A 21,238-nucleotide genomic window follows, 5' to 3' on the forward strand; every position below is an offset into this window, starting at 1 on the left:
TTCGGCTCGCCTGCTCCCGGGTACCCGCCCGCGCGCACGCCCCATCCGGCCGGGAAAGGAATCCATGAGCATCCACCGCGCTTCGACACTCACCCGCTGGCGGCGCTGGCGCTCGCAACCAGCGCTGCGCATTCCGGGCCGGGCCGACGACGTGGAGAACGCCAACCGCAGGTTCCTGCTGTACGGCGTTCTGCCCCTGTGGTTCGTTCCCGCCGTCGCGGACTGGGTGATGCACCGCCGCTCGGACATCGAGCACACCAGTGGAGTACGGGAGTCCGCGGTGCACGCCCTGATGATGACCGAGGCCGGAATCCCGGTCGTCGCGGGACTGACCGCCAAGGTCAATCCGCTGGTCCTTTCGCTGATGGGCGGCGCGGCCGTGGTGCACGGAGCCACCGCGCTGTGGGACGTGTCGCTGGCCACCGAGAAGCGCGAGGTGCGGCCCCTGGAGCAGCACATTCACAGCTTCCTGGAGGTGCTGCCGATGACGGCGGCCGCCTTCACCGCATGCCTCCACTGGGATCAGGTCCGCGAAACCTTCAGGAGCGGCACCGGGCCGGACGACTGGAAGCTCGTCCCCAAGGAGCGCCCTCTGCCGGCCGGTTACCTCACGGCGATCGCCGCCGGAGTCGGCCTGTGCGTCGCATTTCCCTATGCGGAGGAAATGATCCGCTGCCTGCACGCCCGCCGCGAGCACGACGAGGCGCGAAGCGACATGTGATCCGTCGCGGACCGCGCCTGATCCGTTGCGGAATGCGGGCTGGATCGGTGGAGCATCTCTTTTCACCCGATCAGGTGGGTCGGCCAATCCGTCCGGTGCCCAGAACCGGATTCCCCGTGTGAGGGACGAAGAGAAGGATCAGCGAGCACGGACAGGCTTGTCGCGTTGGGCGCTGGGTGCGCTGAGCGGGGCGCTGGCCGCGTTCGCCGCACTGGCGGTGGCCGAACTGGTCGCCGCGGTGGTGCGTCCGCAGTCCAGCCCGGTCGTCGCGGTGGGCGGCGCGTCCATCGACGCGACACCCGCTCCGGTCAAGGACTGGGCAATCCGCCACTTCGGCACGAACGACAAGCTCGTGCTGGAGCTCGGCATCCTCGCCGTGCTGGCTGTCGCGGCTCTGGCGTTGGGTGTTCTGGCGGTGCGGTTTCGGCGGGTCGGAACCGCCGGGGTCCTTCTCTTCGGGGTCGTAGGGGCGGTGGCAGCCCTCAGCAGGCCCGACTCGGTCGGCCTAACCGACGTGCTGCCCTCCGTGGTGGGGGCCGTGGCCGGGGCCCTGCTTCTCCACGTTCTGGTGAGCCGTCTGACCGCGGTGAGGCCGTCACCGGCGTCGGTGCCGCCCGCGCCCGTGACCGAGGGAGCGGGAGACGGCTCACCCGCGCGCGAGGATTGGGACCGACGGGGATTCGTCCTGGCGGCCGCGTCCGCCGCCGCGGCCTCGGCCGCTGTAGGTGTGGTCGGCCGGTCACTGAGCACCTCGCGCGGCCAGGGCGCGGTCGCCTCACGGCGAAGGGTCGTGCTGCCGGCCCCCCGGTCACCGGCACAACCGGTACCCAGAGGGGCCGGGCTTCGCGTCCCCGGCATCAGCCCCTTCGTCACCCCGAACGGCGACTTCTACCGGGTCGACACCGCGCTGGTGGTGCCCAAGGTGGACGCCACCGGTTGGCGCTTGCGTATCCACGGCAAGGGTGTACGCCGTCCGACCGCCTACTCCTTCGACGACCTGCTGCACAGGGAGCTGATCGAGCGGGACATCACCCTGACCTGCGTCTCCAACGAGGTCGGCGGCCCCTACGTGGGCAACGCTCGCTGGACCGGCGTACGTCTGGCCGACCTGCTGGACGAGTGCGGGGTGCGGCCTCCGTCCCGGGGAGGTCCGGCGGACCAGTTGGTGGCGCGTTCGGTCGACGGCATGACGATCGGCAGTCCGGTCGAGGAACTCATGGACGGCCGCGACGCGATGCTCGCTCTCGGTATGAACGGTGAGCCGCTGCCCTTCGAACACGGTTTCCCGGTACGGATGGTGGTCCCGGGCCTGTACGGATTCGTCTCGGCCTGCAAGTGGATCGAGGACATCGAGCTCACCACCTTCGATTCCTACGACCCGTACTGGGTCAAGCGCGGCTGGGCCCGCCGGGCCCCGATCAAGACCGAGTCGCGTATCGACACGCCCAAGCCGTTCGCTCGGCCCAGGGCTGGCACGGTGATGATCGCCGGCGTCGCCTGGGCCCAGCACCGGGGCATCGACAAGGTCGAAGTCCGCATCGACGACGGCCCCTGGCAGGAGGCCCACCTGGCCGCCGAGGACACCCGCGACACCTGGCGCCAGTGGTCGATGCCCTGGAAGGCCACCCGAGGCGGCCACACCTTGACCGTCCGCGCGACCGACCGCACCGGTGCGGTGCAGACCGGCAGACGCACCCGCACCATTCCCGACGGCGCCAGCGGACGGCACTCCGTCGTCGTCACCATCGACTGACCGCGCCCGCCCCCGTCTACCGGCCGGGCCCGCCCCGTGACAGGGGCCGCGCGCCCCTCCGAGTGTGGCAACGTGTAGACGCCAACGCCAACGTCTACATGATCGAAGCCGTCCTCATGCCCAAGAGCTGACACCTGTGCGCCGCACAGGAGGCACGTGGTGGGTGAAGCAGCGGCTCAGTTCTGGTTCACCGGCCACACGGCCGCGGGGTCGCAGTGGTCCGGGCACGCGAGCAGGTAGACCTCGTTCGCCAGGAACAGGTTGTAGGTGTCGGCACCGACGCTGTACGGCTGCTCCGGCAGGCCGGGGTGAACGGCGAACTCCATGCTCTCCGGCACCTGGCAGAGGTACACCAGGTCGGAGCCGCACGCGCAGGTGTAGGACTCGGGGTCCTGTGCCCAGGACGGCGTGCCGCCGACCTTGAACGCCTGAGCTCCCAGCCCGCGTGAGTCGGGAGTGTCGACGAGGGGTTTCAGCGTCAACGGCAGTGCGCGGACTGATGGTTCGGCTTCTGTTGATGGCCCGGCTACGTTCCGCTGGAGCAGTACGCGCCAGAACGGACGCGGGTAGGGCGGCTGCGGAGCGTCCCAGTATCGGGGCACGAGGCGGCCGTCGGCCAACTCCGGATCGGACGCGTCGTTGTGGGAACGGCAGTGGAAGACCATGAGGTGGTCTCCGCCGAAGTGCTGGATGTCCACGGGTATGTCGAGCTGGAAGTACAGCGCCATCCGTTCGCCGCAGAAGCACTCGGGCCAGTCGTCGGCGTCGTCCAGGAAGGGCCAGCCGCCCACTGAGTTCCGCGCGGGCCGTTCCAGCCGCTCGGTCCCGACCTCGATGGTGTGGGCAGGCAGTACCGCCGGGATGTCCTTCGCACTGTTTTCGGCCATCCGCTCACCCTAACGGCTGTGCCATGAACGCTCTTCGCGGGTGAGTTGGCGTCGATTCAGGACCCCACAACTACACGGAAAAGTGCAGCACTTGACCCATCCTGGCAGCCCCCGCGATGTCGACCAGTGGCTCCTGCGAACCTTTGCGTACGGCAGCGGTGACGCTGGAAGGGCAGCCCAACGCGTCGCCCGTGTCGACGTCGATCCGGGGCGTTCCGTGACGGGCGAGCAGGTGGGCGGCCAGGCAGGCTGAGCTGTTCACGTTGGCGATGTCCTCTGGCACGCCGATCGACGGGGCGAACATGCGGGCCGCGACCCGGCCCCTGTCCCACCCGGGGGAGTGGACGAAGCAGCCCAGCAGGTCCAGGCCTGCGCACACGGCGGCGAGCCGGTCGAGGGCCGGGGCCAGTGCCGCGAGAGCGGACCGGGTGCTGACAGGGACAAGCAGCCGTGGACGGCCCAGTGTTGCCACGCAGGCCCCTGACATTGTCGCCGCGGGGAGCCCCAAAGCAGGGAGAAGCAGGGCGAGTTCGTGTGGCGTCGGCTCACGCAGGTCGATCGGCCCGGCCTCGAAGACGACATCCACGGACGATGCCGACGACCCGCGGACCGTGCGCCCCTTGATCACTCGACCCGACACCCGTACATCGACCCGGTGCTCCCCGCGGCCCGCATGTGCCGCGAGGAAGGCCAGGGCGGCGACGGTGCCGTGGCCGCACGCGGGCAGTTCCCCCTCCGTGGTGAAGAAGCGCGCCGAGACGAGGGGGCGTACGTCCGCGCGGCCGCCCGCCGGAAAGGGGTCGTTCGAGAGGAAAACCGCGTGAGAGGTACCGGCCAGCGCGGGTACGCGGCGTCGCTCGTCATCCGTCAACGGACTGTCCAACGGACCGCCGGCCGAGGCCGAGAAGCCCTCGGCCACGACCGCGGTCGGACTGCCGCCGCGGCCCCCGCGCAGGCACGCGTGCACGATCGTCACGGGCACGTCGGCCCGGCCCGTGACCGACCGCGACAGGCGGATGGTCATCGGACGCGGGGCGCGAAGTCGGCGAAGTCCGGTGCGCCCGGCTCGTGCGGCAGACGTGCCGCCCGCGCGGCGAAGCTGACGGCGTGGTACCAGCCGCACAGCAGGAGCAGGTCCAGCAGTTGGAGCTCGTCGAAGACCGACGCGAGCCGTGCCCACAGCGCGTCGTCGATGTCGGAGCGCTCGTGGAGCGCGTCAGCGGCCAGGATGAGCAGGCGTTCCCGCTCGGACGTCCAGCACGCGTCAGCGGGGCCGCCGTGAACCAGCGACGCGGTCTGCTCGGGGGTGAGGCCGACCCGCTCGGCATACGTCATCACGTGCACGCCCCACTCGTACGCGCACCCGCACAGCGCGCACGTCCGGTCGATGACGATCTCGCGTTCCCGCGCGGTGAGGGTCAGTTGCCGGCCCAGCTCGTAGCGACCCCAGCCGTGCATCGCGCCGGTCATCGCGAGGTTTCTGGCGAACATCCGGAACAGCCCGATCGGCGGAGCTCCGCCGGGCATCAGGCGCGCGAACAGCGCGTCAGCCTGGGCGGTGTACGGCGGCTCCAGCAGGGCTATCCGCGGCATCGGCTCTCCCGAGGGGCGTTGTTTCGAAATAAGAAACACATGACGGTCGATGCTACTGTTTCGAATAACGAAACACAAGGAGTCAGTGAGAGCCGAGGAGCGTCATGTCGACACCACGCCCAGGATTGTCGGTCCGTGGCTCGACGACCGGCCGTCCGATCATGGCCGCGATGGACCTGTTCGGCCGCCGCTGGGCGCTGCGCATCCTCTGGGAACTGCGCGCGGGCCCGCTCGGCGCCCGCGCGCTGCTGGCGCGGTGCGAGGGTCTGTCGTCCAGCGTCCTGTACCAGCGGCTTCGCGAGCTCACGTCGAGCGGGATCGTCACCAGCGCGGCCGACGGCTACGAACTCACCCCGCTGGGAGCGGCCCTCGGCGACGCGCTCCGCCCGCTCGACGACTGGGCGATCGCCTGGGCCCAGGAGCAGGAGCAGGAGCAGGAGCAGGGGCAGGACGGCCCGGGTCCCGCCGAAGCGTGAAGCGCCTGGTGCCTCCAAGATGACGGGCGACGTCCCTCGTGGCCACAGGAATCCGGAGCCTTCTCGGCAGCCCCATGTACATCGCGGGCATCGATTGCCACTCGGCTACCGGTCCCGTCGGAAATCCCGGTCCCGTGGGAGGGACGATGACCGGCCTCGGATTCCCGCCGTCGTACGACGCGGACGCTCGGGCGGACTCGGCGGGCGGCAGCGCGCTGATCGTCACGGCGTGCCCATGAGGATGTTGCCGTGGAGGGTCGCCCGCCCGGTGGCCAGGGCAGCGGTGTCATCAGGGTCGAGATGTCGGAGAGCCCGACGAGCCAGATCGGCTCCGCCGCGCGCAGCCGGTCCCGGTCGGGCAGCGGCATCAGGTCGATCGCGGTCTTCCCGCCCCACGGCGGTACGACCGCCCGGTCGGTGGGGTCGGTCACCCTTGCCATCGGTTCGCCCGCGCGCCCGGCGGCGCTCACGTGCCCGGGGCCATCCGTGCACGTGCCGACGCCGCCGATTTGCAGCCTTCGCGTGGCCCTTTCCCGGACAACGGGATGACGTGGTTCGTGCGCAGTGCCGACCGGCCGTCGCGCCAGGCCGGCAGCAGTCGCGCGGCCAGCCGGTCCTCGAGATGCTCCGTGGCGCGGCTCCCGAAGACCACGTCGCTCTCCAGCCACGGCTCGTCCGCCAGGAGTCCGGCGACGACCTCGTGCCGTACGACCTGTTCGTGCACCGCGTCGGCCTCGACGTGCTCGGTATAGAACCGGACGGCCGCCGGACCGGCGTTCATCCGGCGCAGCGCCTGGGCCAGGCGGCGGGAGGCGGGGGAGGAGGTCACCTCGACAGTGGCGAAGTGACCCACGAGCGCTCCGCGCAGGGCACGGTGCAGGCCGAACAGAGACATGAGATTGACGGTGGCGAGCGCTTCGGCCGGGGACGCGTCCAGGTAGTGGCCGTACGAGGTGTCCAGGCTCAGGTCGGTCATCAGGTCGGCGAACAGCCGGGCGTGGATCTCGTCCGCGCGGCCCGCGCCGAACTCGTCGAACTCCACCGCGACCATGGCTGCCTTGGCCCGCCCGCGCAGCCGGGGGATCACCCAGGCGTGCGGATCGGCCTCCTTGAGGTGGTAGAGCGAGCGCAATGCCGCGTATTGGCGGACGTGTTCGAGGGTGCCGTGGTCGCGGAGGAAGTGGGAGAGGCTGCCGTCGGCCTCCCCGACCGGTTCGAGCTGGAGCTCGTCGAGTGCGGCCTCCGCGGTGTCGGACGCGCCGACCGGCGCGTCCGCGCGCAGCGCACGGAGGAAGCGGTCCTCCAACGCGGCGCGCAAGGTCAGGAGTTGGGGATCCCATTCACGGTCGTCCGGTACGCCGTCGAAGCCGAGGTAGTGGAGCTCGTAGAGGACGTACAGCGCGAGTTGGAGATCGTCGCCGTAGGGGTCCGCGGGAGGAGGCGGGAAGCCGGCGTTCGACCCGCGCAGCGCGTCGAGGAGCGTGGCCGAGACCGGGCCGCGCGGTTCCGGCAGGCGCGCGCCGGTCATGACGCCTCGTCCGGTTTCGTACGTCGGCGGTGGCTGGTGTCGCACCAGGGCGGTGTGCGTGTGCGACGGCAGGTGCAGACGGCCACCACGAATCGCCGTGACACCGTCGACTCACCGTTCTCACCCACGATCTCGACCGGCCCCTCGACCAGGAGCGGTCCCTCGCGCTGGACACGGATACGGCGGGGGCGCTCAGGCGTGTTCGGCACGGATCACCACCAGTTCCTCTGTCGTACGGCCGCCCACCAGCCCGCGCTCGCGCAGCCAGTAGAGCCGCGAGCGCAGTACGGGTCCGAAGGGCAGCCGGGTGCGCTCGACGACCTCCGCGCGCAGCCCGCCCGCCTGCAGCCGGGCCAGCGTCTCCTCGACACCGCTCAGGTGTGAATGCACGATCAGCAGCCGCCCGGCCGGACGCAGGACCGCCGGGGCCGCCGCGCAGATCCGGTCGATCAGGAGGCGGCCGTCCGCACCCGCGTCCCACGCGCGGGCGCGGCCCTGTGGCCGCGTCTCCCCGGGGGCGGGCACATACGGCGGGTTGGTGACCACCAGGTCGAACCGGCGGCCCGGTACGGCGGCCGACAGATCCCCGTGGCGCACTTTCACGACGTGCCCGCTGAGGAGTCCGTTGCACCACGCGGCGGCCAGCGCCCGCCAGGAGATGTCCACCGCCGTCACCCGGGCACCCAGGCGGGCCGCTTCCACGGCGAGCGCACCGCTGCCGGTGCCCAGGTCCAGGACCTCGGTGCGGCCGGTGATCCGCTCCCGGCGCAGGGCCCGTCTGAGCAATCCGGTATCCGTCTGCGGGCGGTAGACGCCCGGCGGGATCCAGCAGCGGAACGGAGCGGCGGGGGCCTTCTCGAATGTGCGGTTGACCAGGTGTGCCTTCACGACTCCGCTCCGAACGTGCTTGAGGGTGGCGGACAGGCCGGCCGGAAGCCGGCGGCGCCACACGGGTACCCCTGAGCCGCGGACGTAACGAGGGTGTCGTGTCGTGCCGGGGGTGGACAGGACGCGCGGAGAGGTGAAGGCTCACATCTGAGCATTACGCTCGAATAATGCCTAAAGCGGGCATATTGCGGAACTTGGGAGAGGCCGAGGAGGCAGGGACATGCGTCGAGAGATGGTGCGGAAGAAGCCCGACAAGAAGTCCGAGCCCAGTCGTCGCGCGCCCGAGGAAGTCGAGCGGCCTCCGCGTCCCGAGGTCCGAAAGGACATCGCGCGAACGTGGTGGCCGGACGGGTAGGCCGGTAGGAGAACGGCGCCGCCCTGAGCATGCCGGGGCACGCGAACTGGACCGTCGAGTGTGGCTGCGGAGGAGGCTCGCCGCTGTGTCGACCAACCCGAGAAGGTCGACCAACCCGAGGAGGGTGAGTCCGGGCCGCGCCGAGGAGTCGATCCTGGCAAAGAAGCAGATCAGCGCCGATGCCGAGGACGCGATCCGCGCCGAGGCGGCGAGCGGCGCCGGGAAGCCGGGCGGTATCGAGCCGCTGGCGGAGTCGCTCGCGGTGGCCGTCCGTCGCACCGGGGCCTCGGGTGGCGGGATCTACCTCGTGGACGACACCAGACGGCTGCTGAGCCTGAAGGTGGCGTGTGGGCTCTCCGGCGAAGTCGCCGCGTCCTGGTTGCGGGTGCCCGTGACGGCATCCGTGCCGGTCAGTGACGCGTTCCGTGAGAGCCGTGTGGTGTGGGTCGGTTCGCAGGAGGAGATGGCTCTGGCCTATCCGCAGACCGCCGCGGCGCTGCCCTACCGCTACGCCTTCGCGGCGGCACCGCTCTCCGGCCGCAGCCGCTGCTGGGGCGCGCTGTTCCTGATGTGGCCGGCCGGCCACTCCGGCCGGGCCTCGCTCAGGGAGAGGGGAAACCTCGCCGGGCACGGCCGACGTGTCGCTCGCGTGCTGGAAAACGCCGGCCGGGCGTTCGTGCCGCCGGACGAGCCGCACATGATCCCCGTGGACGGCGCCTCCGAGCGCTTCGCCCTGTCCGCCCACGCGCCCGCCGATCTCCTGGAACGGCTGCCGGAGGGCTTCGTCGCCCTCGACCTGGAGGGCAGGATCACCTTTCTCACCAGCCGGGCAGCGTCCCTCCTCGGCCGCCACGTCAGCCAGCTCCTGGGAACCAGGCCCTGGCAGTCGCTGCCCTGGATGGACCAGGTCCTGGTCGAGGATCACTACCGCACTGCGGTCATCAGCCGTGAGTCCGTCGCCTTCACCGTGCTGCGGCCGCCGGACACCTGGCTCGACATCGGTCTCCACCCCGATTCCAGCGGCATCAGTGTCCGCGTCACGGCACGCCGTTCCGGGCCCGGTGACCCGCCCCGTACGCCCTCCTCACCCGCGCCCGAGGCGTCCGCCGGCCGTCTGTACCAGCTCGTGCACCTGGCGGCGGCTCTGACGGACGTGATCGGCGTTCAGGACGTGGTCGACCTGATCGCCGTCCAGATCCTGCCCGCCTTCGGGGCGGACGGCATGGTCCTGGCCGCGGCCGACGCCGGACGCCTCAGGATCATGGGCCACCACGGCTACGACCCGGGGACCATCGAAAGCCTCGACGGGCTTCCGATCCAAGCCAGCCTGACGCCCGCGGGCGAGGCGCTGATCAGGGGAGTTCCCCTGTTCTTCTCGGACCCCGACGAACTCGCCCACAACTATCCGGCCACACCCCGGATCAGCGGTAAGCAGGCCTGGGCCTTCCTCCCGCTCATCAGTGACGGCCGCCCCGTCGGCTGCTGCATCCTCACCTACGCCCGGCCCCACATGTTCACGGCCGACGACCGGGCCATCCTCACGTCGCTGGGCGGCCTCGTGGCCCAGGCCCTCGACCGGGCGCGCCTCTACGACGCCAAGCTCGACCTGGCCCACACGCTCCAGCAGGCACTCCTCCCGCGCAGCCTGCCCACGGTCGGTGGTCTGGAGGTGGCGGCCCGTTACCTCCCCGCCGGCCACGGCATGGACGTGGGAGGCGACTTCTACGACCTCATCCGGCTCGACCACACGACCGCGGCGGCCGTCATCGGCGACGTCCAGGGCCACAACGTGGCGGCCGCCGCCCTCATGGGACAGGTCCGTACGGCCGTCCACGCCACCGCGGGCGCGCGGCCCGACGAAGTGCTCTCCCGCACCAACCGCGTCCTCGCCGACCTGGAACCCGACCTTCTCGTCTCCTGTCTGTACGCGCACATCGACCTCGCCCGCGGGCAGATGAGCCTGGCCAGCGCCGGCCACGTGCCACCCCTGCTCCACCGGCCCGGGGAACGCCCCGGTGTGCTGGAGATCGAGCCGGGTCCGTTGCTCGGCATCGGTGTCGATCTCCCGTACCCGATCACCACGGTCCGGATGCCCCCGGGGACGATTCTCGCCCTTTACACCGACGGACTGGTCGAAGTGCACGGCACCGACCTCGACCGGATGACCAGCGGGCTCGCGCAGCTCCTCGCGGGCCGGTCGAGGCTCGCCGAACTCGTCGACAAGCTCATCCACCACTCCTGGCCCCACGGCCTGCCGACCGACGACATCGCCGTACTGCTGCTGAAGGCCGGCCAAGCCTGAGGCCCGCGATCGAACGGTCGGGATGGCCCGCGTCCCGCGCGCGTTCCGCAGACGGGTGACGTCAGCGCGTTCGGAAGGCACGTGGGCCCCCGCTGGGGCAGCATCGGGATGACGTCGGCGAAACGTGCGGTCCCGGTCGCGCGACGTGGCAGTCGTACGACGTGGAAGGGGAGCCGGTGCTCGGCCAGGCGATGGGGGCGATGCTGCCGGCCGCGTTGGCGGTCGCGCTCAGCCCCTTCCCTCTGATCGGGATCATCCTGATCCTGTCCGGCACGCACGGCCGCCGCAACGGCCCGCTGTTCGCGGTCGGCTGGATCACCGGCCTCACGATCGCGGCCACGCTCATCGCGTTGCTCTTCGGCGGGGCCGACGACCCCGACAGCACCTCGTCGGCGGTCGCCGACTGGGGACGGGTCCTCGCCGGAGGAGCCCTCATCGTGCTCGGGGTGCGCACGTGGTGGAGCCGTCCGCGCGCCGGTGAGCAGGCGGAACAGCCACGCTGGATGGCCTCCCTCGAGGACGCCACCGCCGGACGGGCGCTGCTCCTCGGCGCCCTCCTCTCGGGAGCCAACCCCAAGAACCTCGTCCTGACCGCGTCGGCCACCACGTCGATCGTCGAAGCCGGGGTGCACGACGTCGGTCTCGTCGCGGCCGTCGCCGTCTACGTCCTCGTCGCCTCGTGCACTGTCCTCGGCGCCGTCGCCCTCCATCTCGCCGGAGGACAGCGCGCCGCGTCGTTCCTGGACACCATCAGAGAGTTCATGGTCACCAACAGCACCGTGATCACGGTGATCGTGCTGCTGCTCCTGGGCGCCGGCGTCCTGGGTGACGGACTGTCCGGGCTCGGCCGCTGAGCCCTCCACCGGACTCGGCCGACGGCCGGCGACGGCCCGGCAAGGGGACCACCGTTCGTGAGGCCGGCGACGGAGTCACCTGTCCGCCTGCCGGTGTGCGGGGATCCGTGCGAGCTGCCGCTCGAGCTCCGCGCGGATGTCGGCGCGGAGCTCCTTGGTCCGGACCCACTCGATGAGCAGTTCCGCCACGCTCCGCAGCTTGACGTTCGTCCGCTGCGAGATGGCCCGCAGCACGTCCCACCCCTCGTGCGGCGTGAGCCCGCCCAGGGCCAGCACGACGCCGATCGCCTGGTCCACCACGGCGTGCGACCGCAGCGCCTCCTGGAGCTGGATGTTCTCGCCCTCCAGCTCCCTCACACGCGCCGTGACGCCTGCCTCCAACGACGTCGAAGAGGTCGAGTCCACCTCGTCGCCCCCAGTCACCGTGTCCTCCGCGGTCTGGTATCCGGTAAGGAATTGTCCGCTTGCCCGTGTCCCTGCCCGCATGCCCGGATACGGCGGGTGAAAGCTCCGTCCGGGTCATCGAGAGACGTGGATCACTCCGGCCGATCGGTTCAGACAGCCCGGGGAGGACCGGCTCGCCGACAGCGGCGGCTGTGTCGCATCCCATCTCGCCGCCGAGGGCTGGGCCACATCGCGCCGCCGTCGGCCGGCTGGGAACAGGGGCGTGCGCTCGTCGCCTGAGGGGCGGTACTCACGCCGGCCGCCCGCGCGATCACGAGATGTCGTACGGGCGGCCAGGTCGTCATGGGTTCGTGGTGCCGGCTCGGCGTGATCGCGCTCGGCCGAGCTTGCCCCGGCTGCTCAGCGCGTCGCGCAGCCGGTCGACCATGCCCACCCCGGTGCCAGGAGCTTGTTGGCAATGGCGGGCTGTCGTCCGGAGCCGCGGGTCCATGCGCCAAGGCTTCGGCCAGCGGCAGACAAGGCTGGTGCCCGGGTGCCCCGGCTTCGCCGGTCGGGCTCTCCGGCCGGTGCCGCTCCACCACCAGGTTGCGGGTCTCAGTCGGCTCCGAGGTACTCGACGTGTTCTTTTGACGGCTGGTGTTCGGGCCAACCGGGGGTGCCGGTTTCGGCGAAGCGGATCCATGACTGGTGGATGTGGCGGGCCAGGGCGTCGGGGGGAGGGGTGGTGCCGAGGAGGGCTTGGGGGCCGTGGAGCGAGGGCAGTGAGAGGCGGTCGAAGACGAAGGGCAGTTCCATCACGTGGCTCGCGCCGAGTTGTCCGTCCAGCGCGTCGGAGCGCCAGGCGAACTCGTAGCGGTAGGTGCGCCCGGTTGCGGCGTGGGCGTGTGCGGCGGCCATTCGTCGGGTGCCGGTGGTGAAGAGCCCGTCGCTGAGGATGATGGTGCGCAGTTCAGCGGTGGTGGCGTTCGGGTGCCGTGCCCGGTACTCGCGTACGGCGTCCTGGGGGGTGCAGCCCGGACCGGACTGGAATTGCGCCGCGGTGGTACGGAGGTCGGCCTCGGTGCTGCCTGCCAGGAAGCCGAGCGGGGCGAGGTAGAGGCTGCCTTCGTCGAGGTTGGAGCCGATGAGCAGGTCGGTGCCGCTTCCTCGCGTGGCCAGCACCGTGGCGGGGTGTTCCTCGGCGACCAGGCTGAAGGGCGTGATGCCGCCCAGCGGGTGGTGTCGGGTGGGCGTGCGCAGATCCAGCTCGCCCAGGCGGGGCAGGAGGGCGACGAGACGGGCATCGGCGGTGTCGGCAAGGGCTGTGGCCGTGGGCTCGGTGCCCAGTTCGCGTCCGACCTTGCGGGTGACGATGTCGGCCTGGTCGGGTGTGAGGGCTCCGGTGCCGGTGCCGCTCTGGATGACGGCCCGCCGCACCAGGCCGGATGCGGCGGGATCGGCGAGGATGCCGCCGACGATGACGGCTCCTGCGGACTGGCCGAAGAGGGTGAGGTTGGAGGGGTCCCCGCCGAAGCGGTCGATGTTGTCGCGGATCCATCGCAGGGCGGCGAGGACGTCGAGCATGCCGCGATTGTCCGGCGCGTCGGGCAGGTGCAGGAAGCCGGGTATGCCCAGGCGGTAGTTGACGGTGACCAGGACCACGCCGTCGCGGGCGAAGGTGGTGCCGTCGTGGAGCGGTGCGCGGTTGGATCCGGCGACGAAGCCTCCGCCGTGGACGAACACCATGACCGGCCGCCGTCCTGGGCCGTCCGTCCGCGGGGCCCAGATGTTCATGGTGAGGTAGTCCTCTCCGCGCTGCCAGCCCGGGCCGAAGTAGGGGGACATGTCGAGGGTGCCGAAGGCGTCCCGGACGGGCTGGGGCGCGGTCGGCCCCGGCCGTGTCGCGTCTCGCACCTCGGTCCACGCGGGGTGCGGGCGCGGTGCGGTGAATCGCTCGCGACCGACGGGCGCAGCGGCGTAGGGCACGTCGAGGTAGACGGCACCGTGTTCGTGGCGGCGGCCTCGGACCGGGCCGCGAGTGGTGGGGATGATGACGAAGTCGGGTGGTGTCACGTGGGTGTCTCCTCGCCGCCGGATGTCTCGGGGGCGCCGCCGCCCCGGCGGGCCTGGGGCGGCGGCTTGTCGTAGGGCTGCTCGAGATCCGGTGTCAGTACCGGGTGAACGGTGCCCAGCCCTTGATGGCGAAGCCCTTGCCGGTGTCTTGGACTTCCAGGGCGCTGTGGCCGCTGAAGTGGGCCGGCAGTACGAGGGCGCCCGTGTCGGCGGCCCAGCCGAGCAGGGCCCGTCGGGTCGTGCGGGACTGGGCCGGGTCCTGGCAGAAGCAGCTGTTGTGATCCGGGTGGGTGATCTGGAGCGGGCTGTGCAGCAGATCACCGGCGAACAGGGCCCGGTCGTTTCCGGAGGCCAGCTTGACGATGCCGGATCCGGGGGTGTGGCCCGGGGCCGCCTCCAGGCGCAGGTGCGCGTCGATCGTGTGGGATCCCTCCCACAGCTTGACCTGGCCGGCGGCGTGCACCGGGGCGAGGCTGTCCTCGAACACGTTCTCGTTGACTCCGCCGGCGATGCCGGGGTTGTTGTCCGGGTTGAAGAACTCGAAGTCCGCCTTCGGCATCAGGTAGGTGGCGTTGGGGAACGTGGGAACCCAGGCGCCGTCGAGCAGGCGGGTGTTCCAGCCGACGTGGTCGACGTGGAGGTGGGTGTTGACCACCAGGTCGACATCCTCGGGTCGTACGCCGGCGCGGGCGAGGTTGCCGATGTAGTCGAGGTGCAGATGGTCCCACGCGCCCACGGCCGGGCGGGCCTTGTCGTTGCCTATGCCGGTGTCGATCAGTATGGTCTGGCCGCCGCTGCGCAGCAGCCAGGTCTGCATGGCGATGTGGACCATGGCGTCATCGGGGCTGTGGTGGTCGGGGACCAGCATGGCGCGGTGCTCCTTCCACGCCTGCTCGGGAAGGTCCGGGAAGAACTGGTCCGCGGGCATGATCGGACCGTGCATCTCCTCGATGCGGGTGACGGTGACAGCGCCGAGGGCGATCTCGTGTGTGTCCTGCATGGTCTTTCTCCGTTACTTGTTGAGGCGGGCGAGGAGCAGGTTGGGGTCCTTGGCGGTGACGTACGCGGCGCTCAGCACGTAGGCGGTGTTGCCGCGCAGGGCGATGGACGTGGGGTTCTGCAGGCCGTCGGCCGGGCTCAGCACGATCGTGTGGCTGCCGCCGGGCCGTACCAGCGCAACCTGGCTGGAGCCGTTGAGGGTGGCGAGGAGCTGGTCGCCGCGACCGGTGAAGGCGAAGTCGTCGATCCCCGTGAGCCCGCTCGCCTCGGTACGGACGCTGCCGGCCCGCCCGTCCCGCAGGACGGGGATGCGCAGGACGGTGCCCCGGTCGAAGTTGGTGGCCCAGATCTCGCCGTCGCGGATCTTCAGGCCGTTGGCGCCGAGGAAGCCGCTGGAGGCCAGTTCGGGCGCGGTGGACCAGGCGGTGGGTGTCCCGCCTCGGGTGGGGACGCGCCAGATGGTGTTGAGGACGGAGTCGGTGATGTAAAGGGTGCGGGTGCGTGCGTCCAGCGCCAGGCCGTTGGGCAGGCCGCCTGCGGGAAGCGCGGCGATCCGCTGCGGCCGGCCGCCCGGGTGCAGGCGCCACACCCCGGTCAGGTCGGGGGTTCCCGTGGCATACAGGAAGTAGAGGGTGCCGTCATGGGCGCGGACGATGCCAGTGGTCAGGGCGAAGCCCAGGACCGGGGTGTGGATGCCGCCGTCGGCCGGCGCCGGCAGGGTGGCCAGGATTCGGGTGCCGCCGTGGGCGGAGATCCTGGCGACCTGGCGGCCGACCGCGAAGGTGACGTAGGCGTCGCCGTCCGGGGCCAAGGCGATGTTCTCCGGTGTCCGGCCCTTGGCCAGGTCGAAGTGCGCGGCGATCCGCGCGTCGCTCAGCGTCGGGGAGGCGGCCGATGCCTGGGAGGGTCCGAGCGCGACCCCTGCCACAGCGGCCAGGGCGGCCACCGTGGCGGCGAGAGGGGAGAGTTTCTTGGTCATGGTTCCTTCAGTCGTTTTCGGGCATGCGGCAGCCACACGCCGACGCATGCGGGGAAGTGTGCTGTGGGCCGGGCCGACAAGAAGGCGCGTGGCCACGGGCGGCGTCCACCGGCCGCCGTCCGGGCAGCGGGGAGCCGGGTGCGGGCAGAAACAGCGCCTGGTGCCCGTAGTACGCGGATCAGTCGGCGGCAGTACGGGGGCCTGGTCGCGCGGGACCGGCCGGGTTGGTCGGAACGGACGCCGGCGGAGCGGTCCGGGCAGATGGGACGGTTTCCTGTCCCGGCCCGGCCTGCGCGGTGGCCTGCCCCAGCAAGGCCAGCGCCGCACGCGAAGGGGAGCCCGCCTCGGTGGTGGCCACGACGACGCTGGGGCCCGCTCCGTGGCTCAAGGTCTGCTGGATGACGTCCACCGCGCCGACCAGCGGGTGGCGCATCGCATAGGCGGCGACGGTGCACGCCCTGACCCGGTGGTCCGCCCACATCGTGGCGAACTCCGCGCTCGTCGAACTCAGTTCACCCACCAGCGCGTGCAGTGCCGCGTCCTGCGGATGGCGGCCCGCCACCAGCCGCAGGTTCCCCACCACGGCCCTGGCCTTGCTCGGCCAATTCGCGTACAGCTCGCGGGTATGACCGTCGAGGAACACCAGGCGGGCCATATTGGGACGCTGCCCCGCGATCTCCGGGGCCCTGGGGTCCAGATGCCCCGCGAACAGGGCGTGTCCCAGCCGGTTCCACGCCAGCACGTCACTGCGCAGGCCGAGAACGACCGCCGGTACGTCCGACAGGACGTCCAGCAACTGCCGTTCCGCCTCGCTCACGCGCTCCGGCGCGGGCCGCAGGGCCCGCGGCCGGTGCCGGTCCGCCCGGGCCAGGTCGTGCAGATGCCGCCGCTCGGAGTCATCCAGCCGCAGCGCCCCGGCGATCGCGTCCAACACCTCAGGTGAGGCGCTCTGCGACTGGCCCTGCTCCAGCCGCGTGTAGTAGGAGGCGCTCACACCCGCCAACAACGCCAGCTCCTCGCGCCGGAGTCCGGACACGCGCCGGCGCTCGTTGTAGGTGGGCACTGCGGCATCCTCGGGGCGCAGCTGGGAACGCCGCGTCCGCAGAAACTCCCCGAGCTGCGATTTTCCGTTCATGGCTCCGAGTATCAACGCCTCGCGGACACCCAGCCTGCCCCAGCTGTGAATAGGCACGAGCGGGTCTGGTTCCCGAGCCGCACGGCCGCTGAAGTGGATGCAGACCGATCAGCCTGCCCAACGAGGAGCACCCCCGTGAGTACCACCCCCCGACCCGACGCCCTTGCAACCTTCGACTCCCTGGACCCGGCCGCCTACGCGTTCACCAGGCGCACCTGGGTCGACGCCCCACCCGCCCGCGTCTACCGCCTGGTCGGCGACGTGTCCTCGATCAGCCGCTGGAGCCCCAACGCGACCGACGCCGCCTACGACCACGACGCCGGACCCCGGGTCGGGGCCTGGTTCAGCGGCCACAACCGCAAGGACGGACGGGAGTGGACCACCCGCTCCCAGGTCGTACGAGCCGACCCCGCGGCCGCGTTCGGGTTCGTCGTCGGCGGCACCGAGAACGGCATCGTGCAGTGGGACTGGACCTTCCACCCCCAAGGCCGCGGCACGATCGTCCGGCAGTCCTGGCAACTCCTGCACCTCGACCCGGTCCTGGGCACCACCCGCGCCGACCTGGACGACCTGCGCCGCTACATGGCGGACAGCGTGGAGGTCACCCTGGCATCCATGGCCCAGTACTTCGCCGGGGACTGCGGGACAGACGGGATGACCCCCGGTATACCAACCTGACAGATGCGCGCGGCCGGTGAAGATGATCGGTACGACCGTTGGCGTCAAGCGCTTGGATCCCGGCTGACCTCGCGCGGCGGCAGCGGACGCTCCTTGACCCGCCGCCGCGACAGCGCCGGGAGGAGGCGGACCGCCTTCAGGATGCGCCGGCCGCCCTGGGTCGCGCCCAGCGCGTTCGATCCGCCCAGCAGCGACAGGAACGGGCGCACGGTGTTGCTCGGCAGGGCGGTTCATGCCTCCGCGCCGTCCTCGTCGTCCACAGCGCGACCCTATGAAACGCGACCGATGTCAGACGGCAGCCACATGCCTGGTCTTGAAAAGCGGACTGGCGGTCCGTATAGTCGTCCGTATGCGGACCGCCGGTCCGCTTCGTTTGGGGGCCCCGCCTTGTCGGGTGGCCTGCCATGGGGAGCATCACGCCTGTCTGCTGTCGGCCCCATGGCGAATGGCCGTACCCACAGGGCCGCGAACACTGTGTGTTCGAACAGGATGGAAGGCTTGATCATGACAATGCCGATGACAGCCGCGGAGCTGTACCGCCACGGTCTGCGACTGCTGCTGGAGAAGGACATCGCGGGCTGGGTGGACCTGTGGGACGAGGACGGTGTCCTGGAGTTCCCCTTCGCGCCGGAGGGCTGGCCCGTACGGCTGGAGGGCAAGGCTGCGGTCGGCGCGTACATGCGCCACTACCCCGACCACGTCGACCTGCACGACTTCCCCGAGGTGACGGTCCACCAGACCGCCGCGCCGGAGACTGTCGTGGTGGAGATGCGCGGGGTCGGACGCCTGGTGGAGACCGACAGCCCCTTCGACATGACCTACATCGCCGTGGTCACGGTCAGGGACGGGCTCATCACTTCCTACCGTGACTACTGGAATCCCCTGGCCGTCCAGCAGCCCGGCGCCGATTTCGTGGGAGCGAATTGATGACTACCACCAGCGCCACCCTGGTCATCGGGGCCACCGGCACCACTGGCAGCCGCGTCACCGCCCAACTGGCCGCCGAGGGCCACCGCGTCAAGGCCGCCAGCCGCAAGGCCACCCCGGTCGACGGCGCGCAGGCCGTCCGCTTCGACTGGAACGAGCCCGCGACCTGGGACGCGGCCCTGGACGGTGTCGATCGCGGCTACCTCGTCCCGCCTATCGGATCCTCCGACCCGGCCGCGGTCATGCTGCCCTTTCTGCGGCAGGCCCGCGCGAGGGGCGTGCGCCGCGCGGTGCTGCTCAGTTCCTCCGCGATCCCCGCGGGCGGCCCGGCGGTCGGGCAGGTCCACGAGGAACTGCCCGGCCTGTTCCGGGAGTGGGCGGTGCTGCGCCCGTCCTGGTTCATGCAGAACTTTGCCGGCCGCACCCCCCATGCGCGCAGCATCCGTGAGGAGGGCGCCATCCTGACCGCCTCGGGAGACGGCCGCGTCGGGTTCATCGACGCCGGTGACATCGCCGCCGTCGCAGTGCGCGCCCTGACCGACGAGCAGGCCCCCGACACCGACCTGCTCCTGACCGGGCCCGAGGCGCTGAGCTACGACGATGTCGCCGCGATCATCACCGAGGTCACCGGCCGGCCAGTCGAGCACCGACACCTGACCTTCGAGGAGCTGCGCGACCGGTGGGCGGCCGAGATACCGCTGGAGTTCGCCACCATGCTGGCCGGCATGGACCGCGCCATCGCCGGCGGCGCGGAGAACCGCACCACCGACACCGTCCAGCGCGTCGCCGGCCGCCCGGCGGGGACGCTGCGCGCGTTCGTCGAGCGGGAAGTCCGATGAAGCAGCTGATGTTCCAGGACGATCCGGCGTTCTGGTTCGAGACGCTGCGCAATCTCGGTCTCGCCGCGTACGGCGGCTCTGACGTCGGCGAGGTCATCGCCACCGCCTCGCGCATCACGTCCGGCGACTACGACGGCTGGCACGATGCCTGGCTGTCCACCGCCCGGCGTCTGGAGACCGAGGCGCGAGCGGCCCGCCCGGTCAGCGCGCGCGACGGACTGCTGCGCGCCTCCAGCTACTACCGGGCCGCCGAGTTCTTCCTCCACGGAAACCCCGAAGACCCGCGCATCGACCACGCCTACGAGCGCGGCGTCGTCTGCTTCCGTGACGCCGTCGCCCACCTGCCCGGTGTCACGCCCGTCGAGATCCCGTACGAGGACACCGTCCTGCACGGCTACTTCTACCGAGCGGCCGGAGAAGGCCCGGGGCCGACGCTGGTCATGCACAACGGGTTCGACGGCGCCGCCGAGGAACTGCACTTCTTCGGCGCACCCGCCGGACAGGAACGCGGCTACCACGTCCTCGCCTTCGACGGCCCCGGGCAGCCCGCGGCCATCCACCTCGGCGGGCCGGCCTTCCGGCCGGACCGGGAGAACGTGGTCGGCCCCGTCCTGGACTTCCTCACCCGGGACCCAGGCGTCGATCCTGCCCGCATCGCGCTCCTCGGCGTCAGCCTCGGCGGATACCTCGCGCCCCGGGCGGCCGCCTACGAGCCCCGCCTCGCCGCCGTCGTCGCCCTCGACGGAGTCTTCGACGCCGTCTCCGCCCTCACAGCACACCTCCCGATGCCGCACGAGGAAGCGGTCCGGCGCGCGGCAGCCGACCAGGACGAGGAACTGGACCGCATGCTCGCCCACGCCCGTGTGCGGAGCCCGATCCTGCGCTGGGCCTTCGACCACGGCCGCTACGTCACGAAGACCCCGACCGACCGGGCGTTCCTCGCCGAGTACGCCCGCTACGGCTTCAAGGACGGCAGCGCCGCGAAGATCACCTGCCCCGTGCTGGTGTGCGAGGCGGCCGACGACCTCTACTACTCCGCCGCCGGGGAATCCGATCCGCGCAAGCTGTACCGGCAGCTCACCGCACCCAAGACGCTCCTGACGTTCACCGAGGAGGAAGGAGCCGACGCCCACTGTCACCCCGGCGCGATCCGCCTCGCCGCAGCGCGTATCTTCGACTGGCTCGACGACACGCTCCAGCCGGACGGACGCCACGCCGCGGACGGGCCGAAGACCACGGAGGATCCATGACCCAGCGCCCGGAGCGCGCGGACGCCCTGCGCAACCGAGAGGCCGTCCTGGCTGCCGCCGATGGCCTTTTCGCCGCCAGCAGCAGCCCCCACAGCGTGTCGATGGACGACATCGCGGCGGCCGCGGGCGTGGGCAAGGGCACTCTCTTCCGCCGTTTCGGCGACCGCGCCGGCCTGATCGCCGCCGTCATCGCATCCCGCCTCGAACCCCTGCAACAAGCCGTACGGGACGCTCAGGATGCGGCCGGGTCCTCACCGCACCGGCGCGTGCGGGAGCTTCTCGACGCCTTGCTGAGCTTCAAGATCGACAACCGGAACCTGATGTCGGCCGCGGAGGACGCCGGACTCAGCAGCCCCTACCAGGCCGAACACTACGGCTGGTGGCACGAGACCCTGCGCACGGAACTGGCCGAAGTGCCCGGTGTCCACGACGCGGACTTCACCGCTCACGCGCTGCTCGCCGCCGTCCGCGCCGACCTCGTCGCCCACCTGATCGACCACCAGAAGATGACCTCCGACGACCTGCGGGCCGCACTCACGACCCACGTCGACAGCGTCCTCGGCGGCAGCTCGGGCACACCCGGGCGCCGTGCGCGCGCCGAGGCCTGAGCAACCGCT

The 21,238-nt window shown here is 71.2% G+C and carries 22 protein-coding genes and 1 pseudogene; 10 read left to right on the forward strand and 13 right to left on the reverse strand.

From position 1 onward, the window contains the following. Positions 1–64: 64 nt before the first annotated feature. Positions 65–721 (forward strand): diguanylate cyclase, encoded by a 657-nt coding sequence (locus ACWEBX_RS00370; protein WP_451882679.1) that lies wholly within the window; start codon positions 65–67, stop codon positions 719–721. 118 nt (positions 722–839) lie between these two features. Then, positions 840–2,474: a molybdopterin-dependent oxidoreductase gene (locus ACWEBX_RS00375; RefSeq protein ID WP_451882680.1), complete on the forward strand. Its 1,635-nt coding sequence runs from the start codon at positions 840–842 to the stop codon at positions 2,472–2,474. Between the two features lie 176 nt (positions 2,475–2,650). On the opposite strand, the gene ACWEBX_RS00380 is transcribed toward ACWEBX_RS00375, so the two are convergent. The 3 genes from ACWEBX_RS00380 to ACWEBX_RS00390 all read right to left on the reverse strand — a co-directional run bounded on the left by ACWEBX_RS00380 (position 2,651) and on the right by ACWEBX_RS00390 (position 4,954). Next, positions 2,651–3,361 carry a hypothetical protein gene (locus ACWEBX_RS00380; RefSeq protein WP_451882681.1) on the reverse strand — a complete coding sequence of 237 codons (711 nt, stop codon included), beginning with the start codon at positions 3,359–3,361 and terminating at the stop codon, positions 2,651–2,653. A 70-nt stretch (positions 3,362–3,431) separates the two neighbouring features. After that, complete coding sequence (locus tag ACWEBX_RS00385) at positions 3,432–4,385, reverse strand: PhzF family phenazine biosynthesis protein (protein WP_451882682.1); 954 nt, start codon at positions 4,383–4,385, stop codon at positions 3,432–3,434. Next, entirely contained in the window at positions 4,382–4,954 is a 573-nt protein-coding gene (locus tag ACWEBX_RS00390; RefSeq protein ID WP_451882683.1) for a carboxymuconolactone decarboxylase family protein, read from the reverse strand. Before ACWEBX_RS00390 ends, ACWEBX_RS00385 begins: the two co-directional genes overlap by 4 nt. A gap of 161 nt (positions 4,955–5,115) precedes the next feature. On the opposite strand from ACWEBX_RS00390, the gene ACWEBX_RS00395 reads away from it, so the two are divergent. Next, positions 5,116–5,430, forward strand: a complete 315-nt coding sequence (locus ACWEBX_RS00395) for a winged helix-turn-helix transcriptional regulator (RefSeq protein WP_451882762.1) — start codon at positions 5,116–5,118, stop codon at positions 5,428–5,430. A gap of 225 nt (positions 5,431–5,655) precedes the next feature. Here ACWEBX_RS00395 and ACWEBX_RS00400 read toward each other — a convergent pair. The 4 genes and pseudogenes from ACWEBX_RS00400 to ACWEBX_RS00415 all read right to left on the reverse strand — a co-directional run. Next, positions 5,656–5,945, reverse strand: a pseudogene (locus ACWEBX_RS00400) (LD-carboxypeptidase); the annotation flags it as partial. Continuing rightward, the gene (locus ACWEBX_RS00405) at positions 5,897–6,958 is read right to left on the reverse strand and encodes an iron-containing redox enzyme family protein (protein ID WP_451882684.1); all 1,062 of its coding nucleotides are present in this window, start codon (positions 6,956–6,958) and stop codon (positions 5,897–5,899) included. The gene ACWEBX_RS00405 and the pseudogene ACWEBX_RS00400, both read right to left, overlap by 49 nt. Continuing rightward, the gene (locus tag ACWEBX_RS00410) at positions 6,955–7,167 is read right to left on the reverse strand and encodes a CDGSH iron-sulfur domain-containing protein (protein WP_451882685.1); all 213 of its coding nucleotides are present in this window, start codon (positions 7,165–7,167) and stop codon (positions 6,955–6,957) included. Before ACWEBX_RS00410 ends, ACWEBX_RS00405 begins: the two co-directional genes overlap by 4 nt. Then, complete coding sequence (locus tag ACWEBX_RS00415; protein ID WP_451882763.1) at positions 7,151–7,834, reverse strand: HemK2/MTQ2 family protein methyltransferase; 684 nt, start codon at positions 7,832–7,834, stop codon at positions 7,151–7,153. The genes ACWEBX_RS00410 and ACWEBX_RS00415 overlap by 17 nt, the downstream gene beginning before the upstream one ends. 611 nt (positions 7,835–8,445) lie before the next feature. Between ACWEBX_RS00415 and ACWEBX_RS00420 the strand changes: the two genes are divergently transcribed. Further along, the gene (locus ACWEBX_RS00420; RefSeq protein ID WP_451882764.1) at positions 8,446–10,503 is read left to right on the forward strand and encodes a SpoIIE family protein phosphatase; all 2,058 of its coding nucleotides are present in this window, start codon (positions 8,446–8,448) and stop codon (positions 10,501–10,503) included. 176 nt (positions 10,504–10,679) lie between these two features. After that, complete coding sequence (locus tag ACWEBX_RS00425; RefSeq protein WP_451882686.1) at positions 10,680–11,357, forward strand: GAP family protein; 678 nt, start codon at positions 10,680–10,682, stop codon at positions 11,355–11,357. A 75-nt stretch (positions 11,358–11,432) separates the two neighbouring features. On the opposite strand, the gene ACWEBX_RS00430 is transcribed toward ACWEBX_RS00425, so the two are convergent. From ACWEBX_RS00430 to ACWEBX_RS00450, 5 genes are all read right to left on the reverse strand, one after another. Continuing rightward, a complete protein-coding gene (locus ACWEBX_RS00430) occupies positions 11,433–11,780 on the reverse strand; it encodes an ANTAR domain-containing protein (protein WP_451882687.1) in 348 nt (115 codons plus the stop codon). A 576-nt stretch (positions 11,781–12,356) separates the two neighbouring features. After that, complete coding sequence (locus tag ACWEBX_RS00435) at positions 12,357–13,814, reverse strand: carboxylesterase/lipase family protein (RefSeq protein ID WP_451882688.1); 1,458 nt, start codon at positions 13,812–13,814, stop codon at positions 12,357–12,359. A gap of 94 nt (positions 13,815–13,908) precedes the next feature. Then, positions 13,909–14,814 (reverse strand): MBL fold metallo-hydrolase, encoded by a 906-nt coding sequence (locus ACWEBX_RS00440; protein ID WP_451882689.1) that lies wholly within the window; start codon positions 14,812–14,814, stop codon positions 13,909–13,911. A gap of 12 nt (positions 14,815–14,826) precedes the next feature. After that, positions 14,827–15,792, reverse strand: a complete 966-nt coding sequence (locus ACWEBX_RS00445) for an SMP-30/gluconolactonase/LRE family protein (RefSeq protein WP_451882690.1) — start codon at positions 15,790–15,792, stop codon at positions 14,827–14,829. A gap of 178 nt (positions 15,793–15,970) precedes the next feature. Beyond that, positions 15,971–16,927 (reverse strand): MmyB family transcriptional regulator, encoded by a 957-nt coding sequence (locus ACWEBX_RS00450; RefSeq protein WP_451882691.1) that lies wholly within the window; start codon positions 16,925–16,927, stop codon positions 15,971–15,973. 135 nt (positions 16,928–17,062) lie between these two features. Here ACWEBX_RS00450 and ACWEBX_RS00455 point away from each other — a divergent pair, with 135 nt between their 5' ends. Further along, positions 17,063–17,605: an SRPBCC family protein gene (locus ACWEBX_RS00455; RefSeq protein WP_451882692.1), complete on the forward strand. Its 543-nt coding sequence runs from the start codon at positions 17,063–17,065 to the stop codon at positions 17,603–17,605. 44 nt (positions 17,606–17,649) lie between these two features. On the opposite strand, the gene ACWEBX_RS00460 is transcribed toward ACWEBX_RS00455, so the two are convergent. Next, positions 17,650–17,814 (reverse strand): hypothetical protein, encoded by a 165-nt coding sequence (locus tag ACWEBX_RS00460; protein WP_451882693.1) that lies wholly within the window; start codon positions 17,812–17,814, stop codon positions 17,650–17,652. A 295-nt stretch (positions 17,815–18,109) separates the two neighbouring features. Between ACWEBX_RS00460 and ACWEBX_RS00465 the strand changes: the two genes are divergently transcribed. The 4 genes from ACWEBX_RS00465 to ACWEBX_RS00480 are packed head-to-tail and all read left to right on the forward strand — an operon-like array spanning position 18,110 to position 21,229. Continuing rightward, entirely contained in the window at positions 18,110–18,532 is a 423-nt protein-coding gene (locus ACWEBX_RS00465; protein ID WP_451882694.1) for a nuclear transport factor 2 family protein, read from the forward strand. Next, positions 18,532–19,371, forward strand: coding sequence for an NmrA family NAD(P)-binding protein (locus ACWEBX_RS00470; RefSeq protein WP_451882695.1), 840 nt, complete (start codon positions 18,532–18,534; stop codon positions 19,369–19,371). The genes ACWEBX_RS00465 and ACWEBX_RS00470 overlap by 1 nt, the downstream gene beginning before the upstream one ends. Then, complete coding sequence (locus tag ACWEBX_RS00475) at positions 19,368–20,621, forward strand: alpha/beta hydrolase family protein (RefSeq protein ID WP_451882696.1); 1,254 nt, start codon at positions 19,368–19,370, stop codon at positions 20,619–20,621. The genes ACWEBX_RS00470 and ACWEBX_RS00475 overlap by 4 nt, the downstream gene beginning before the upstream one ends. After that, the gene (locus ACWEBX_RS00480) at positions 20,618–21,229 is read left to right on the forward strand and encodes a TetR/AcrR family transcriptional regulator (protein WP_451882697.1); all 612 of its coding nucleotides are present in this window, start codon (positions 20,618–20,620) and stop codon (positions 21,227–21,229) included. Before ACWEBX_RS00475 ends, ACWEBX_RS00480 begins: the two co-directional genes overlap by 4 nt. The last annotated feature ends 9 nt before the right edge of the window (positions 21,230–21,238 follow it).

Source organism: Streptomyces sp. NPDC005070 (assembly GCF_053600395.1).